At 47.2% G+C, this 16,276-nt stretch carries 12 protein-coding genes; 7 read left to right on the top strand and 5 right to left on the bottom strand.

The window, feature by feature from the left end; all coding sequences use genetic code 11:
- Window positions 1–17 precede the first annotated feature (17 nt).
- From DYD21_RS03775 to DYD21_RS03765, 3 genes are all read left to right on the top strand, one after another.
- Window positions 18–1,619: a RagB/SusD family nutrient uptake outer membrane protein gene (locus DYD21_RS03775; protein ID WP_116032627.1), complete on the top strand. Its 1,602-nt coding sequence runs from the start codon at window positions 18–20 to the stop codon at window positions 1,617–1,619.
- A 53-nt stretch (window positions 1,620–1,672) separates the two neighbouring features.
- Window positions 1,673–2,878, top strand: a complete 1,206-nt coding sequence (locus DYD21_RS03770; protein WP_116032625.1) for a glycan-binding surface protein — start codon at window positions 1,673–1,675, stop codon at window positions 2,876–2,878.
- A gap of 225 nt (window positions 2,879–3,103) precedes the next feature.
- Window positions 3,104–4,861: an alpha-L-arabinofuranosidase gene (locus DYD21_RS03765; RefSeq protein WP_147303488.1), complete on the top strand. Its 1,758-nt coding sequence runs from the start codon at window positions 3,104–3,106 to the stop codon at window positions 4,859–4,861.
- Between the two features lie 60 nt (window positions 4,862–4,921).
- Here DYD21_RS03765 and DYD21_RS03760 read toward each other — a convergent pair whose 3' ends face one another.
- The 4 genes from DYD21_RS03760 to DYD21_RS03745 all read right to left on the bottom strand — a co-directional run bounded on the left by DYD21_RS03760 (window position 4,922) and on the right by DYD21_RS03745 (window position 9,460).
- Window positions 4,922–6,325: a serine hydrolase gene (locus DYD21_RS03760; protein ID WP_158551398.1), complete on the bottom strand. Its 1,404-nt coding sequence runs from the start codon at window positions 6,323–6,325 to the stop codon at window positions 4,922–4,924.
- A gap of 43 nt (window positions 6,326–6,368) precedes the next feature.
- The gene (locus DYD21_RS03755) at window positions 6,369–7,727 is read right to left on the bottom strand and encodes a serine hydrolase (protein WP_116032614.1); all 1,359 of its coding nucleotides are present in this window, start codon (window positions 7,725–7,727) and stop codon (window positions 6,369–6,371) included.
- Between the two features lie 282 nt (window positions 7,728–8,009).
- Window positions 8,010–8,894 carry an MBL fold metallo-hydrolase gene (locus tag DYD21_RS03750; RefSeq protein ID WP_116032611.1) on the bottom strand — a complete coding sequence of 295 codons (885 nt, stop codon included), beginning with the start codon at window positions 8,892–8,894 and terminating at the stop codon, window positions 8,010–8,012.
- A 188-nt stretch (window positions 8,895–9,082) separates the two neighbouring features.
- Window positions 9,083–9,460 (bottom strand): co-chaperone GroES family protein, encoded by a 378-nt coding sequence (locus tag DYD21_RS03745; protein WP_116032607.1) that lies wholly within the window; start codon window positions 9,458–9,460, stop codon window positions 9,083–9,085.
- Between the two features lie 217 nt (window positions 9,461–9,677).
- Here DYD21_RS03745 and DYD21_RS03740 point away from each other — a divergent pair, with 217 nt between their 5' ends.
- The 4 genes from DYD21_RS03740 (at window position 9,678) to DYD21_RS03725 (ending at window position 13,294) form a co-directional block, all read left to right on the top strand.
- Window positions 9,678–9,911, top strand: coding sequence for an addiction module protein (locus DYD21_RS03740; RefSeq protein ID WP_116032602.1), 234 nt, complete (start codon window positions 9,678–9,680; stop codon window positions 9,909–9,911).
- Window positions 9,908–10,063: a hypothetical protein gene (locus tag DYD21_RS21190; RefSeq protein ID WP_199535453.1), complete on the top strand. Its 156-nt coding sequence runs from the start codon at window positions 9,908–9,910 to the stop codon at window positions 10,061–10,063. Before DYD21_RS03740 ends, DYD21_RS21190 begins: the two co-directional genes overlap by 4 nt.
- 415 nt (window positions 10,064–10,478) lie before the next feature.
- On the top strand, window positions 10,479–12,212 hold the full coding sequence (gene ggt / locus DYD21_RS03730; RefSeq protein ID WP_116032598.1) for a gamma-glutamyltransferase: 1,734 nt from the start codon (window positions 10,479–10,481) through the stop codon (window positions 12,210–12,212).
- Window positions 12,213–12,298: 86 nt separating this feature from the next.
- Window positions 12,299–13,294, top strand: a complete 996-nt coding sequence (locus DYD21_RS03725) for an alpha/beta fold hydrolase (RefSeq protein ID WP_116032595.1) — start codon at window positions 12,299–12,301, stop codon at window positions 13,292–13,294.
- A gap of 37 nt (window positions 13,295–13,331) precedes the next feature.
- On the opposite strand, the gene DYD21_RS03720 is transcribed toward DYD21_RS03725, so the two are convergent.
- Window positions 13,332–16,220: a CotH kinase family protein gene (locus DYD21_RS03720; protein ID WP_255415900.1), complete on the bottom strand. Its 2,889-nt coding sequence runs from the start codon at window positions 16,218–16,220 to the stop codon at window positions 13,332–13,334.
- Window positions 16,221–16,276: the final 56 nt, after the last annotated feature.

Genomic DNA, 16,276 nt, shown 5'->3' with positions numbered 1-16,276 from the left:
TTTTAAAACCCAGGATCATGAAAGCAGTAAGTACAAAATTAATGATGAGCACTGTCCTCGCGTCAGTTTTTCTGTTGGCCGGATGCGGAGATAGTTTTTTCGACCGCCCGCCACAGGACCAGATTGTGGAAGGCAACTTCTACCAGACGGAGCAGGATCTGGCGATGGCAACCGGTTCGCTGTACAATACGGTTTGGTTTGATTTCAACGACAAAGCTAAAACCGAAATCGGGGATGCAAGAGCCGGAAACCTGATTACAACGGATGGAGGCCGGGAGCAATTTGTGATCTTCAGCACTACGGCTGCCAATACAAGGCTGAACGAACTGTGGAGATCGCTCTACCTTGTGATCGCTCATGCGAATACTCACATTCACAATATCAATGTGAACTCTTCGGATGCGATTCCCCAGGCAGTAAAAAACCATCGTGTTGCGGAAGCACGGTTTATGCGCGGGACTGCTTACTCCTATCTTGCGCAGCTTTGGGGCGATGTGCCGATTATCACAAATACTACCGCGTTGATCGAAAATCCTAACGTAAGGCGTAATCTTCGTGAAGATGTACTGAATTTTGCAATCAATGACCTGCTTTATGCCGAGGAGCACCTGATTCTGGATGATCCCGCAGGGCGTGTGGATACTTGGTCTGCAAAAGGAATGCTTGCAAGATTATATCTCACCCGGGCGCATTTTAACAGCCAGGGCGGAAGCCTGGTACAGAGTGATCTGGATCTTGCCCGTGAGTATGCCGAGGATGTAATCCTGAACAGCGGCGCGGAATTGATGGATAACTTTGCAGATCTGTTCAAACGGCAGTTTAATAATAATTCAGAGAGTCTGTTTGCACTTCAGTGGGTGTATGGTGCCGATGAGTGGGGTGTACAAAACACCTTTCAGGCCTATTATGCTCCTGAAGCCCGTCTGACCGGAGTAGGAGATGGCTGGGGAGGCGGTACAAGTGTTTCTGCCTGGTTGTATGAACTCTATGGCGGCTCAGATGCACAGGATCGGCGCCGCAAAGCAACGTTTATGACCCGGGGTGACCACTATCCCGAGCTTCTGCAAAATGATGGCGGCTACACGTATGAGGGCACCGGCGCTCCTATTAAAAAGTATGTCATCGGAACTCCGGGGGATAATGAAGGACGGGTCGGTTTTATGGAAACAGACATCAATACATACATGCTGCGCCTGGCAGAAGTATACCTTAGCTATGCACAGGCCGTCCTGGGGAACGACAATTCCACAAATAATGGACAAGCAGTAGGATACGTGAATGCGGTGCGCGAACGGGCGGGACTCCCGGCAATTGACTCTATTTCCTACATGGACCTGTTTGAAGAAAAATGGAAGGAACTGGCCTACGAAGGGCAGAACTGGTTTGAATTGGTACGACTCTACAACTGGCAGCCGCAAATGGCGATGAACCTGATCAACGACCAGCAGAGAAACTCAAATTTAGAGTATTCTGAGGGTGAAGGAGAATACATCATTGAACCTCCGTCCGCATCCATTACGGTAAATGAGTCTGATTTCCGGCTCAGTTATCCGGAAGCAGAAGTATCTACCAATCCGAACCTGATGGATAGTCCGGTTCCATATAATTTTGATGAATAGGAGCTGGAATTATGAATCAATTGTCAATTAATAAGAACGTAGGAACAAGCGATATGGAAAAGCAGATATTTACACTTCGGCATCTACTTTATCTGGTTGCCATTGCCGGAATCTTTGCCCTTTATACCGGTTGCGATTTGGCCGGTGATAGTGATAGCGGCGGCATGCCGGAAATTGAAGGCGTCAGGCATATCCATCCGGATTCAGCCGCTACAATGCAGCTTGAAAAGGTTGGTCCCGGTGAAACATTTGTCATCACGGGAAGAAATCTGAAAAGCGCAACAAAAGTGTTTTTTAACGGAATTGAAGCATCTTTCAACCCCGTTCTGGTAACCAATACAAATATGATCGTTACCATTCCGGGAAATATGCCGTTTGGAACACTTGATCCGGAAGCAGAGGAGATGAACACCATTAAACTGGAATCATCCTACGGTGAAATTGTCTTTCAGTTTCCAATTTTACCGCCTATGCCAAACATTCAGCACATCAATAAGGAATTTGCTGAAAGCGGTGAAACATTAACGATTACAGGGAATTATCTATACCTCGTTACAGAGGTTACATTTCCCGGGGGAATAGTTTCAGCTGATTTTGAATCATCCGACGACGGCAGTTATATGACCGTTACCGTGCCGGACGGCATAACGGAAGAGGGATTTGTGAATGTAACCACATCAAGCGGTACAACATATAACTCCTACCGGAATATGTTTAACAATACCACCGGAATATTTGTCAATTTTGATGATAAAAACCCGTTTACACCCTGGGGCGATACTCCGGTGGTGACCAATGATGTCGAAGGAATTGAGCCGGTGGATGGAAATTACCTGCACTGGCATCTGACCGATATTCCAGCAGGACTCTGGTGGTCGCAGGAGTTGGCAACGCCGATGGAAGCTGAAACCGACTGGCCCGATATCGATCCGAATACAGATTTAGAAAACCTGGTACTTCGGTTTGAAATGAATATTCCCGACGGATTAAATTCCGGCTGGATCAAATTCAACTTCAACTGGAACTTTGAGTACGACTGGAATCCGTTTGTTACCCGTAACGATGAGCGCATTACCATTCAAACCGATGGCTGGGAAACCTTCACCATCCCTCTGGAAGTTCTTTACGATCTGGGCGCAACCACCTATGCCGATATAGCTGTGAACATGCACATGTTCTATGTTAATCCAGACACCGGTGTACCTGTAGATGAACTGAGTGTGGCTTACGATAACTTCAGAATCGTACAGATTAACTAACAATTCTGTTTTTTTTGCTTATCCGGCCTTTTAATGAATACCCTGTTAAAAGGCCGGATATTTTATCTGAAGAGCGTCATCGGATGAGTTTTTCGAAAAATCGAGTTAAGCAGGTTGAATAAATGAATCATTGATGACTCACCCGATGATTTTCTTGGAGTAGCTCACCGTTGTCACGAAAACAGGCTCACTATTTTTTCCCGCAATTTAAGGTTAGCCATGAACATGCGTCATACGAAGTCCTCCATACTTTGGATCACTGCAGTAGTGTTCATTGGTCTGTTTAATGCCTGTAGTGATAGTACTTCAGGTGTGGATTCAAATGACCGGGACCCAAATGAAAACGGCACTAAAGGAGAGATCGTCAAGCCACCATTTGATGGTCAAAGCGGTAACCCGGGATTCTTTCTGGATAGCTGGGAGCCAAAAGATGCGGTGATACCTGATCATCGGCCTGTAGAAAAAGTTCAGGCTGATGCCTCAGTTTTTATCTATGCAGATCCGGATGATGAAATCACCCGGGTATCACCCTACCTGTTTGGCAATAATGCCAACACATATATGACACAGATGATTGATCAGCCGAACCTGATGCACTACATTAGCAGTCTTTCACCTAATGTAATCCGGTTTCCCGGCGGAAATCTTAGCAATATGTATTTCTGGAATGCCGATCCCGGAAATCCGCCGGATGACGCCCCGGATCAGCTCATCGATGGAAACAGCGGCAATGCGTACGATGCGGGTTACTGGTATGGGAATAACACGCAAAGCTGGACGATATCACTCGATAATTTTTACGAAGTGTTAAACCGAACCGGAAGCACCGGCATGTTTACGGTCAACTACAGCTATGCCCGATACGGCACAGGCCCTAACCCGTTGCAAACGGCAGCAAAACTTGCAGCAGACTGGGTTCGATATGATAACGGCCGCACACGATACTGGGAGATTGGTAACGAAAACGGAGGGCCGTGGCAGGCGGGGTATTTGATTGATACGGATCAAAACCAGGATGGCCAGCCCGAACGAATTACCGGGGCTCTGTACGGATCACATTTTAACGTTTTTGCCGACTCCATGAGAGCTGCTGCCGATGAAATCGGGGCCGATATCAAAATCGGGGCACAGCTCATCCATTTTGATGCAGCCAACTCCTGGAACCCGGCCGACCGGGATTGGAACGAAGGATATTTTCAATCCGCCGGAAATACGGCTGATTACTACATCGTACATGATTATTTCACGGAGTATGATGAAGATTCAACCCCGGATGCGATCCTGTCAAGTGCCGAACCGGTTACACACGATGTCATGGAGTGGATGAATACAACGTTCAGCAGGCATGGAGCAACTACAAAACCGATCGCTTTTACGGAGTGGAACATTTTTGCAACAGGATCCAGCCAGATGGTGTCGGATATCTCGGGCATGCACGCCACCATGGTTGTGGGTGAGATGATGAAAAACAGCTATGGCATGGCTGCCCGGTGGAATCTGGCAAACGGTTGGGAAGATGGAAATGATCATGGAATGTTTAACGCAGGCGACGAACCCGGCGGGATTCCCCGCTGGCATCCCCGGCCCGATTTTTTCCACCTTTACTTTTTTCAAAGAATATTCGGAGATACGATGATTTTTTCCTGGGAGCAGGGACTGAACGCACCAGATATCCACAGCTACGCTTCCCGTTACAGTTCAGGCCACACCGGTATGGTGATAGCGAATACCGGCGGGTTTCCCAGGATTGTGGAAGTCGACCTGATTGATGCCGACCCGGGTGAGCGATACTACTGGTATACAATCACAGGAGGTGAGGGCGGCGATTTTTCGCGTCAGGTCGAAATAAATAATATCGGGCCGGAATACGCATCCGGTGGTCCCCTGAATTATGAAGAGATGGAGGCGTTTTCAGCAGAAACAGATGGCGGAATCAAGCTTCGGGTGCCGGGCCGTTCGGTTTCCTATCTGCTGATTGAGTGATGAGTATATCATTCCACAAGGATGTCGCACAGAGCATCGATAAACACCGGAGAAGAATTTCTATAACTGATCCCCATTGATTTTTGTGAACTCCACATCACGGGCACGCCCGGTTGATACGACAAACCCCGTTATTTGCCCTTCATCGCTGCGTTCGAATACAAAATCCCATGAACCGGCGCGCCAGATATCTTCTGCGTCTTCCGTCATCGCTCCGTTGGGTGAGTTTCTTCTGATCAGATTTAGATTCCCTTCTTCCACAGTAAGTTCATACTCAATGGGCAGCTCATCATTTCGGTAGGTTCCGCCATAAGGAGCCAGGTAGGCCTCAAAATCATCTTGCAGAAAAAGATCTGCGAGCCGGTCGTTGAAATCGCGCGGTTCGGCATCGCCGCGGTTGCAAAGGGTTAAGAACGAATATCCATGATCCGGATAACGACGGTAGTCGGTACGGAAACCCATAAAAGAACCGCCGTGCCCGATCATGAGCTGTCCTTTTCTCTTTTCGATGTGGAGGCCCCAGCCATAGTCAAGCTCTTCGCCATCCGCAATTGCAGGAGTGACCATCAAAGATTTCAATTCCGAAGCCTCTTCAACCGTAATTCCGCCATCCCAATCAAGACTGCCGTACCAGAATGCTTCCCACTTTGCCCAATCATTCAATGTGGAATAGAGCCCGCCCGGACCCACGCCCTGGAACATCCCGAGATAGGTGCGCCGAAACTGCTCTTCTCCGGGGCGATAGCTGATTACCCGGTTGGGAATCACCCTGAGGCGGTCACTGTGAAAATGAGTCGAACTCATACCTAATGGTTTAAAAAACTCATCTTCAACAAACTGAAAAAACGGTTTTTCAGAGATTATCTCCACAAGGTGAGCCAGAGTTGTGTATCCGCTGTTGGTATAGGCGTAGTCAGTTCCCGGCGAAAATTTCAGTGACTCCCCATGGCGGATCAGCTCCATATAATCTTCAATATCCATCGGATTGTTGACCGGCACACCGGCAATCTCCATCAAACCGTAGATATCGGGCAGACCGGAAGTGTGACTGAATAGATGGTGAACCTGAACATCGGAGGCGTAATCCGGCCACTCTTCAATATAATCGGAGACCGGGGCAGTGTCATCAAGTTCACCGCGGATCACAAGCAGGCCTGCCGCTGCTGCAGTCACTTGCTTGGATACCGAAGCCATGTAAAACGCAGAGGAGTCACTAAGCGCAATTCCATAATCGAGATTGGAGAGGCCGAACGTATTTTTGTAGATTTCGTTTCCTTCACTGTAAACCGAAACGGCGCATCCCGGCGCATCTGAGCTTTCATAGATCGCAAAAATCTCTTCAATTTTTTCGGTGGATACACCCTGAACTGTTTCCGGATTGTCGTTGCTGGCAGCGTTCATGTTTGCTGTCCAGAAAAAAGCGGAGATGAGAATCAGAAGTGTGATAAAAATGGTTCGGTTCATTGGATTCGGTCTGTTTAAGATAGAGATACAGCTTTTGATGGACTTACAGCCTGTTAAAAGTGATTTTACCGGTACGGGAAGTTTCAACGGTGAACCCGGTGATGGATTCATCTTCACGTGTGAATTCGAGTGTCCAACCGCCGGCGCTGAAAAGGTCGCCGTTTTGCCAGATCAGGCGCTCTTTATCGCGGGATGATTTCTTCAGGTAGAGATCACCATCTTCAATCAGCAGATCATATTCACGGGCAAATCCCTCGTTTCGGTATCGGCCGGCAAACTCGCTGAATGTTTCCTCGAAAAACTCCATCAGGTAGAGATCAGCAAGCTGACGCGCATGCGCTGCAGGGTTTATATCACTCATGTTGCAAAAAACCATGATTCCCAGTTCATACTCAGGGAATCGCATGTAGCTGGATCGAAACCCCATATAGTTTCCGCCATGACCAACGGTTTCAAGACCGCGATACGTGCCGATTCTCAGCCCGGCGGCGTAACTGTGCGATCTTCCGTTATTGTGCACTCCTTTTTCGGTCATTCGTTCGGTGAACTGATCCAGGTTTGTGCGATTATCGATGAAGTTGGCATCCCAAAGCGCAAAATCCTCAATAGTGGTAAACAGGCCGCGCGCACCCACTCTGTCGATATTGTCACGATAAAAACGTCCGGGCCCATTATCCGTCGGCCGATAACTGTCGGTCCGCTTAGGCACGATCATCTCCAGGTCATCATGAAAGTGAGTGGCGTTCATCCCCAGGGGCTTGAAAAAATGTTTGTCTGTATACTCTCTGAGCGTCATCCCCGTGAGGTTTTCAGTCAGAACTGACATCAGTACGTAACCGCTGTTGCTGTAGACGTGATTTGTATTCGGACGAAAATTCAGCCGCTGCTGATTTCTGATCAGCTCAAGAGCGTCTTCGGTGGTTGTGGTGGGATCGAGTCCGAGATCTTTCAGGTGCAGCAGTGAGAAAAGATCGCGCAGGCCGGAAGTGTGATGGATCAGCTGGCGGGCGGTGATCGGCTCGTCAAAATCGGGAATTTCGGGGATGTAGGTTTGAAGGTTTTCATCCAGATCGAGCACTCCTTCCTGCTCCATCATGAGCATTGCAGCTGCGGCAAATTGTTTTGATATTGATGCGATCATCAGTCTCGAATCGGATTCGAGTGGAATTCCATACTCAAGGTTGGCCATTCCGTAGCCATTTGAAAAAATCAGCTCACCATGATCCGCAATACCAATTACACATCCGCCGGTGGTTTCATCGTAATCCATAAAAATGGCGTGCACATCTTTGGAATCCACATGATCGTAGCTGATCTGCTGCGCAAAAGCGGGAAAGGCTGACAGTGAAATTAAAAGAGCAAAAAGGAAGGGGAGAGATCTGTTTTGATGCATATCATTCATTCAATAGGAAAATCCGGCTTCGAAAACGGTGGTTAGAAATCAGGATAAAAATGTAATCAAACTTCTGCTGTTAAACGAAGTGAAATTATGCTCGAACTACCTAACATCTGTCACCTTTTATCTTGTATCTGGTTCTCCCCCCGGCAGCACTCATCCACATTCACGCCGCACGATGCGCACTGACCGTGGCCGTGAACCCACACCATTCCGGCTATCTGACCGCAATAGAGGCAGCGGCGATTGACGGAGCATTCAGTACCTTTTGGTTTTCTGGCGTCAGTTTTATTCGGTGAGTTCACGATAGGCAACATTTAAATTGCGGGGGAGTGAAAGAAAATCGCTTGGACTGATGTAATCTGGAAATTCATCAAACGACTCAATCTGCGTAATCTCTTCGCGGCTGCGTCCGGCTGAAATGCCCTGCTGTGTGTGTTCAAGAACTTTGGAGAGGAAATCGCGCATGTGAAGCAGATCAGCAGAACTGCCCGTGATACCGAATTCCGGGTTTCCGTGTCCAAAGATAAATATCGTGTCGGAATCTGCTTCATCACTTACACGCTCCAGGAGATTGATCCACCCCTCGATCGAAGCACCGCCGTCGCGGTCGATAAATGGATAGAGACGATTAAACACCAGGTCGCCCATATGCGCGATGTTGGAATTTTCGAACCAGGTGACCGAGTCGCCGCCAGTGTGTGCATTCCCGTAATACTTCAGGAGAACGGTTTCGTTGCCGGCATCCAGCTCCAGGTTTTCGCTGTAGGTTTCATCGGCGGCTACAACTTCATCAGGATTATCGGCACCGCGGCGCTGCAGGACCGGAACCTGCTCATGAGCAAAAATTCGGTATCCCGCTTCGCGAAATGTACCATTTCCGGAAGTATGGTCCCCGTGATGGTGCGAATTAATCAGAACGGTTTCAGGGCCGCTATCAAACCGCGAAATTCCTTCAAGAAAATCGGAGGCTGTATCACTGTATTGCGAATCCACTACAACTGTAAAACCGGGACGTGCCATCCAGCCAATCGTGCCGCCCCGCATGCTAAATGTGCCGATTCCGTTTCTTATTTCAGTAAATGGAGAGTTTTGAAAAACCTTCAGCCGTGGCAGAAGTGCAGTACCTGCAGAAAGCAGTGCGAGATGTTTGAGGAAAGAGGATCGGTTCATGGTGATTGGGGTTTGTTTGATAAGTGTAAAAGCTCGTTGAGGGGTCATACCGTCCCGAAGCATCGGGACGGTATCTCCCGTTCATGCAAAACTATGTGTTTTGCCAATGTTCAAATCCCAGGCTGGAGCGAAAATGGGAGATCCCGGGTCAAGCCCGGGATGACTGTATTTCGCGATGACGTGCTACATCATTCCAACTGATGATCATCCCGTATCAGCAATAAAATCGCGGCGTGGGGAATAATCAGAAACTTCTCGTTTTCAAATTCGATTTCATGAGCGCGGCTTTTCAGGAAAATGGCAAGATCGCCCTCTTCAGCCTGCATCCCCATATATTTTGTGTCGCTGGATGAATCTTTCCATGGCTCTTCGATATCCTGCGATGGAATCGGGTAGCCGGGCCCGGTTTTAATAATATAACCGCTCTGAATTTCCTCTTTCTCTTTCACCGTGGCAGGCAGCACCAGTCCGCTTTTGGTGTGCGTTTCCATATCACGCGGTTTGATGAGGACCCGATCCCCGATAATGATAAATTTATCAACAGAGTTTAAATATTCCTGGATCATGAAAAAACGATCTTTAAAATGTTTACAGCTTAAAAGTGAATAAGAAAGATAGTAAGTAAATGGCAGTTCTTTAACCGTCAATCTGCAGGGTACCGTTCAGCAGATATAACGTAAATTATTATGATGAGCAATTAACAGAATCAACAGATTTTGAATAATTCACAGATATAGTCGTTATTTGAGATAACTTCTAATCAATTTCAATTTTTATGCTGCCATGAGTGATCGAACCACGAACAGACTAATTAAAGAGATAGAATCACTACCAGTAGACGAAAGAATCCGGGTTGCCGATTCCGTTTTAAAAACGTTAAACCCGGTGGATCAGGAGATTGAAGATCAGTGGATAGAAGTGGCAGAAAATCGCCTTCTTGATTTAAAATCGGGAAAAACCTCACCCATTCCAGGAGATGATGTATTTGAAAGAATTCAAAAACGCTTTTCTGAATGAACTACAGTTTTCATCCTGAAGCTGAAAACGAATTAACAAAGGCTATCGATTATTTTGAAGATCAACAGAGAGAGCTTGGTTTTGAATTTTCTGTGGAAGTTTATAAAACGGTTCAAAGGGTAAAGGAAAATCCCGTTCGTGGACAAAAGTGAGCGGAGCCATTCGCAGAATTTTAGTACAGCGATTTCCCTTTGGTTTACTCTATCATTATGACCCGGAATCGGCCCATATCTATATTGTTGCGGTAATGCATCTGCGAAGAAACCCAAGATACTGGAAAGATCGATGGGACAAATAGATTATAGGTAAGCTCAGTCTCAACTTTATCATTTCTCTGTTCTTCTGTTCGTCAGTTCATCGGTTCAAAACCGTACAACACTCCTTCCTGACTCTACCAGGAGCTTCACTCCGTTCAGCACTCTGGCAGGTCATGAGATCACTTCACCAAAACCATCTGTCTTGTCTGGACTAACATGCGGAATAGATTTTCTCTATTTATCCTTTTGCTTTACATTAATCTGTATCATCCTCTGCCACGCTCAATTTCAACTTCACTATTTTTGAACTATGAAATCACGTCTAATACTCCCGCTGTTTGCTCTCATTTCACTTCTTGTTTTTACTGACATCCTCCACGCACAAATCGACCGTGAAGCTGGCGAATCGTTTGCAACCCGTTCCGAAGTGATTGGGCATCGTGGAATGGTAGCGACAAGCCAGCCGCTGGCTACACAAGTTGGGCTTGATATACTTCGTCAGGGTGGTAACGCGATAGATGCAGCGATCGCGGCAAATGCAGCGATTGGTTTGATGGAGCCTACAGGCAACGGAATTGGCGGAGATCTATTTGCCATCATCTGGCATGCTGAAAGTGAACAGCTTTATGCAATCAACGCGAGCGGACGATCACCCCGGAACCTTTCGTATGATGAACTGATGGAGATCCTGGATGATAAAGGTGAGGAAAGCATCCCGGCCTATGATTTGCTTTCGGTGTCGGTGCCCGGTGCGGTAGACGGATGGTTTGAGATGCACGACAGGTTTGGTTCGGTCCCTATGAGTACAATTCTCGCCGAGCCGATCTATTATGCCGAAGAGGGGTTCCCGGTCAGTGAAGCCATTTCAATGTACTGGCAGCGCTCTGCCGGTTTTTTGAGCGAACAGCCGGGCGCGTTTGAAGAGACATTTACGATAGATGGGCGCGGACCGGAAAAAGGAGAAATGTTCAGAAATCCCGATCTTGGAAATACGTTTCGCCTTCTCGCCGAACAGGGGCGCGATGCGTTTTACAGGGGTGAGATTGCGGAGAAAATTGATGAGTGGATGATTGAAAACGAAGGCTATCTCCGTTTCGAAGATTTTGAGCAGCACACATCCGAGTGGGTAGACCCGGTTACAGTGAACTACCGCGGGTACGATATCTACCAGATTGGCGGCAATAACCAGGGCACGGCCGTATTGCAGATGCTCAATATTCTGGAGGGATATGATCTTTCAGAAAAAGGGTTTGGTTCTGCCGAGGTCCTGCACCTGATGACTGAAGCCAAAAAACTGGCGTATGAAGATCGCGCAAAACATTACGCAGATTCCGACTTTTATGATCAGCCCACGGATCACCTGCTCTCAAAAGTGTATGCAGAAGATCGGAGGGAACTCATCGGAGATCGGGCGATGAATGATGTGACCACCGGCGTGGATGTGATGGAGGACGGGGATACCATCTACCTAACTACAGCCGACAACAGGGGAAATATGGTTTCGCTGATTCAGAGTAATTTCCGGGGCATGGGTACCGGGTTTGTCGTGCCGGGAACAGGATTCAGTTTTCAGAACCGGGGTGAGCTCTTTTCGCTTGATCCGAATCACCCAAACGTCTATGAGCCGGGCAAACGGCCATTTCACACCATTATTCCGGGTTTTGCGATGAAAGATGGGCGGCCGTGGTTCAGCTTCGGGAATATGGGCGGAGCCTATCAGCCGGTTGGTCATGTAAGTATCATCACCAATGTGATCGATTTTGGGATGAATATACAAGAAGCAGGGGATGCGTTTCGATGGATGCATAACGGCTCCACTGAACCGACAGAAGTTGGAGATGCTTCACTGGACGATGGCGGAACTCTGAATGTCGAGTCGGGAATCGATTACGATGTGGTACGTGAACTGCGCCGGCGCGGCCACACTGTGCGCATTGGAGAAAGCTTCTTTGGCCGCTACCAGGGAATTATGTATGACCACGAAAAAGGCGTCTATTACGGGGCAAGTGAATCCCGGTTTGATGGACAGGCTGCGGGGTATTGACAAGGGGCAGGATGCAAGGTTCAAGGTTCAGGATGCAACACCGGAGGTTATTAAATTAATAAACTGATAAGCAAACAGTACGAATTATGATCCAGTCTTTAAATTATTGGTATAAATTCACAGTCGGTTTGACGCTGTTAGCAGTCTTCATTTTTTTCTTGCCGGAAAAGCATTTTGCGCAGGATACGAGCTCACCGCCTGATGAATGGGGCCCGGTAAGCATATCACTTGAGGATATTCCATACCCCCATCCCGTTGAATATTTCGAATTTTCCATTCTTGGAGAAGATGTCAGGATGGCGTATATGGATGTGGCGCCAACAGGCGAAGAGAACGGCAGAACCGTGGTTTTACTTCACGGCCTCAATTTTTTTGGGGAATACTGGGATGAGACGATTGCAGTGTTATCTGATGCAGGCTTTCGCGTGGTAGTGCCCGATCAAATTGGGTTTGGGCGTTCATCAAAACCGATTATTCCATACAGTTTTCAAAAAAAAGCGGCGAACACATATACGCTTTTAAATGAAATCGGCGTAGATCATGCCGTAATCATTGGCCATTCTATGGGCGGGATGCTTGCCACACGTTTCGCATTCTCCTACCCAAATTTTACCGAGCAACTGGTTCTCGTGAATATGATCGGTAAACAGGATTTCAGAAAACTCAGGGAATGGGAAAGCACTGAAGAATTATACAGAGGAGAAATGAATCGGACGTATGAGGACATCAGGCAACAACAGGAAAATTACTATGTGAATTGGGATCAGGAATATGAAAAATATATCCGCATTCATTATGGATGGCAGCTTAGCCCCGAATGGCCGCGCCTGGCAAAAGTAAGGGCAATCAACCGGCAGATGGTATATTCCCAGCCGGTAGTGTATGAGTTTCCGCATATCGAAGTGCCTGCATTAATTCTCTCCGGTGAAAAAGACGGGACTGATTTCCCTGAACACGCGCAAACTACATGTAATGCTATTCCTGACTGCCGGCTCAGGCTCCTGGAAAATATAGGCCACAATCCGCACCTGGAAGCCCCTGAAGAATTTCATTCTGAATTGCTGAAGTTTTTAAATGAATAGCAGGCATAGGATATACACTAACAGTTGCATGTGCAATTCACTTAATCAATGTCATCCTTCGCACGTGCTGGCCGCCATTTGATTCCAATCGGTATAAATACAACCCGCTCGACAGCCCTGATGCATTAAAGTATGCCTGGTGAATCCCTTCCTTAAGGCGCTGGTCAACCAGTACTGCAATTTGCCTTCCCAAAGCATCAAAAACTTCCAGTCGGACATCCATAGTTTGATGGGTTGTAAATTCTATAGTTGTACCAGGGTTAAACGGATTCGGATAGTTTTGTTTGAGCTCAAAACCACCCGGATTTTCAGAACGTTCTGTGGAAAGCCCGTAAGCCATGGTGGAGATATTATTGAGGCGTATTTTGTCGCGTTGTCCGGATTCTTCTGACAACCGAGTACCTGTGTAGTAATATTTCCAGCGAACCTGAACATAAGGCTGGCCCGTTATTTCATTCGGGAAATTATGCTGGAAATAGCTTGTTTCGGAAGTGTTTTCATTTCTTTCGTACTCTACAGGTTCTCCGTTTTCGTAAAAGTTTGTCCATTCACCGCTCAGTCCAATTCTGTACTGAGGACGCACGTGATATACCCGGCTGTTGGCTTCGAGTGTCTGCGCTTCCCATTCGATTTGATGTATGATGGAGGATGAATTTTCAATCTCACGTGTATCTAATGCGAGCACAATGGCGCCAAGATCACGCCCCCTGCCTGTGTTGATCATCGAAATGCCATCATTCCCCAGGCCATTAATCCGCGTGCGGCCGGTAAGTTTGTAGGGGAACCCGAATTTATCCTGATCATCTGCATGATAGTCGTTGTCGTTTTCATCAGCGAAAGGGATGAAATAGGGCGCTGTCATCTCTTCATCCAGACCGGGATCGTCAACTGAACTTTGCTGGAAAACCATGTGTGGCGGAAAACTTCCTTCCGGTTCATCTTCACTCCAGTGATCAAAAATGTACGCCTGGTTGGTGATTCGGTATGGCGATGGGTTCATTTCATCCCCATCAAACGGTTCGCCTTCAGTAAAATGTGCGGTAAGTTCCATCGCCGATGACAGGATTATCTCAACGGTATCTGCAGCTGAGCTGAGATCACCCTGCCAGCCATAAAACGAATAACCCGCCTCCGGAATAGCGATCAGCCGGATCAATTGATTGCTGAAATAGCTGCCGCTCCAGGGAAAAAGCTCATCCGTTGTGCCGTGAAGGTCGTGTTCAATCCGAAGTGAATTTACCTTAACGGTTCCCATTCCCGGATGATTGACGGAAAGAGTGATCTGATTTGATTCACCCAGAGAAAATTTGTCATCCAGAATGGACCGGACGGCATTTTCGCGTTCTTTTGCGAAGTTACGCATGGTTTCAATATCATTTTCCCAGTGATCTCTGGTCGGTTCCCGCCAGCGACTTATATGCTCATCGATTTCAACCAGGTATGTTGATTTCATGGTATTGAGAAGAGACTCAGCCCGTTCAGATTTTAAAGAGCTGTTCAGCAGATCTGTAAAACGGGTGATGAATTTATTTTTAAATTCATCATTCTCCATGAGATTTCGAAATAATGCTGTACTCCAACCCGGGTTTGGCCATGCCAGCCTGCTGGATTCAAGAGCAAAATCAAGAGTATTGTGTTGCGGATCATTTCCGCCATACAAAGCGCCACGGTCTTCGACATAATCGAAATCGAGACCGAACCCGAAATCGAGATCAAAAATCATCCACCGCCACCGCCCATCTTCTGCTGGAGATTGATTGTTGTCAGGGGTACCATCAAGATATCGCCAGAACCGCACATTATTACCGGGCCAGTCTGTATTTCTTACATAGATCTGCAAAATTTGGTAATCGATGAAATTCTCCATATCCATCAGGAGGGAGGCATGTTCAAAATTTGCATCCACAGACATTGAGTTGTCCGTAACATAATTATAGAGCTCATGATAGCTTTCAATCCCATCCTCGTTTCCATCATCAAATTCTGAATCGTTCTCCATTATAATCACCCGGTCATTATCAAGGCCGTAATTTGCTTGTAAATAACGGCTATCATAGCGGTCGCGAATATTGTGGATTCCCCAGTATTCACCGTTAATAAACAGAATTGCAGGGCGCGAGTGCTGAAGGTCAACGTCTGTATTTCCCTGGATGAGCCTCTGCAGGTAGGCGTCGCGAAACAGGGACTCACTCCAGTCATTCCCTGAATTACGCAGCAGAAATCTTTTATATCGCATTACAGGTTTATCGGGCAAAAGTTGATGGTTGAACCAACTCGTTCCGTAATCCGACCGGGCATAGAACCGCAGGGATTTTCGAGGGCGGTTTCGGCTTGACCCGCCATGAATACGAACACCCGCTTCCTGTGCTATTACCCGGCTTCCATCATTCTCAAAAAACTCCAGGTGAATTTCACGCTCCCAGTCCCGTCCGCGTTCATAATAATTTCCACCGGTATTACCGGGCACATAAATTCCTTCGTTTTCACTAAATAAATGATCCGGATCGGTAATGATTGAGAAAACCGGCATAGAAAAGCGATCCAATCCATCCGGATCTATGATGTATGATGCAGTACTCACAGAACCTGAATCACCATTTGGTAAAAAAGCCTTTGCCCGAAGCGCATGAATTTTAAAAACCTCGCCATCAGGAGATTGCCAGTTTTCACGGTAGTGATGACCACTGGCTAAATTATTGGTAGGTATTACCGAAATAACATTCGGATCCCCGTCTCTCTGTCCCAGAAGCAGCGGCTCGTTGTATGGCTGGGAGAGAAGAGTCGGTACAGACCCGTCTGTTGTATAGTAAATCATAGCATCCGGATGATCTGCTTCGATGTGAAGTATAATCTCTGAACTGTAAAAGCCGGGCTCATGGGAAAAATTCGGAGTGAGGCTTTGTCCCGATACAAAAACCGGAAACAGAAGAAAAATCAGGACACGCGGAATAGGTGATAGCAGAGATTTGATAGTTGCGGGAT

The organism is Rhodohalobacter sp. SW132, from assembly GCF_003390325.1.
Taxonomy (GTDB): Bacteria; Bacteroidota; Rhodothermia; order Balneolales; family Balneolaceae; genus SW132.
The sequence above is the reverse complement of the archived record's forward strand: the minus strand, read 5'-3'. Positions and strand labels throughout refer to the sequence as shown.

What these genes read in the sequence shown, in the direction of transcription:
- DYD21_RS03725 (WP_116032595.1), top strand. Translation starts at nt 12,299, where the DNA reads ATGATCCAGTCTTTAAATTATTGGTATAAATTCACAGTCGGTTTGACG.
- DYD21_RS03770 (WP_116032625.1), top strand. Translation starts at nt 1,673, where the DNA reads ATGGAAAAGCAGATATTTACACTTCGGCATCTACTTTATCTGGTTGCC.
- DYD21_RS03765 (WP_147303488.1), top strand. Translation starts at nt 3,104, where the DNA reads ATGCGTCATACGAAGTCCTCCATACTTTGGATCACTGCAGTAGTGTTC.
- DYD21_RS03745 (WP_116032607.1), bottom strand. Translation starts at nt 9,460, where the DNA reads ATGATCCAGGAATATTTAAACTCTGTTGATAAATTTATCATTATCGGG.
- DYD21_RS03760 (WP_158551398.1), bottom strand. Translation starts at nt 6,325, where the DNA reads ATGAACCGAACCATTTTTATCACACTTCTGATTCTCATCTCCGCTTTT.
- DYD21_RS03740 (WP_116032602.1), top strand. Translation starts at nt 9,678, where the DNA reads ATGAGTGATCGAACCACGAACAGACTAATTAAAGAGATAGAATCACTA.
- DYD21_RS03755 (WP_116032614.1), bottom strand. Translation starts at nt 7,727, where the DNA reads ATGAATGATATGCATCAAAACAGATCTCTCCCCTTCCTTTTTGCTCTT.
- DYD21_RS03775 (WP_116032627.1), top strand. Translation starts at nt 18, where the DNA reads ATGAAAGCAGTAAGTACAAAATTAATGATGAGCACTGTCCTCGCGTCA.
- ggt (WP_116032598.1), top strand. Translation starts at nt 10,479, where the DNA reads ATGAAATCACGTCTAATACTCCCGCTGTTTGCTCTCATTTCACTTCTT.
- DYD21_RS21190 (WP_199535453.1), top strand. Translation starts at nt 9,908, where the DNA reads ATGAACTACAGTTTTCATCCTGAAGCTGAAAACGAATTAACAAAGGCT.
- DYD21_RS03750 (WP_116032611.1), bottom strand. Translation starts at nt 8,894, where the DNA reads ATGAACCGATCCTCTTTCCTCAAACATCTCGCACTGCTTTCTGCAGGT.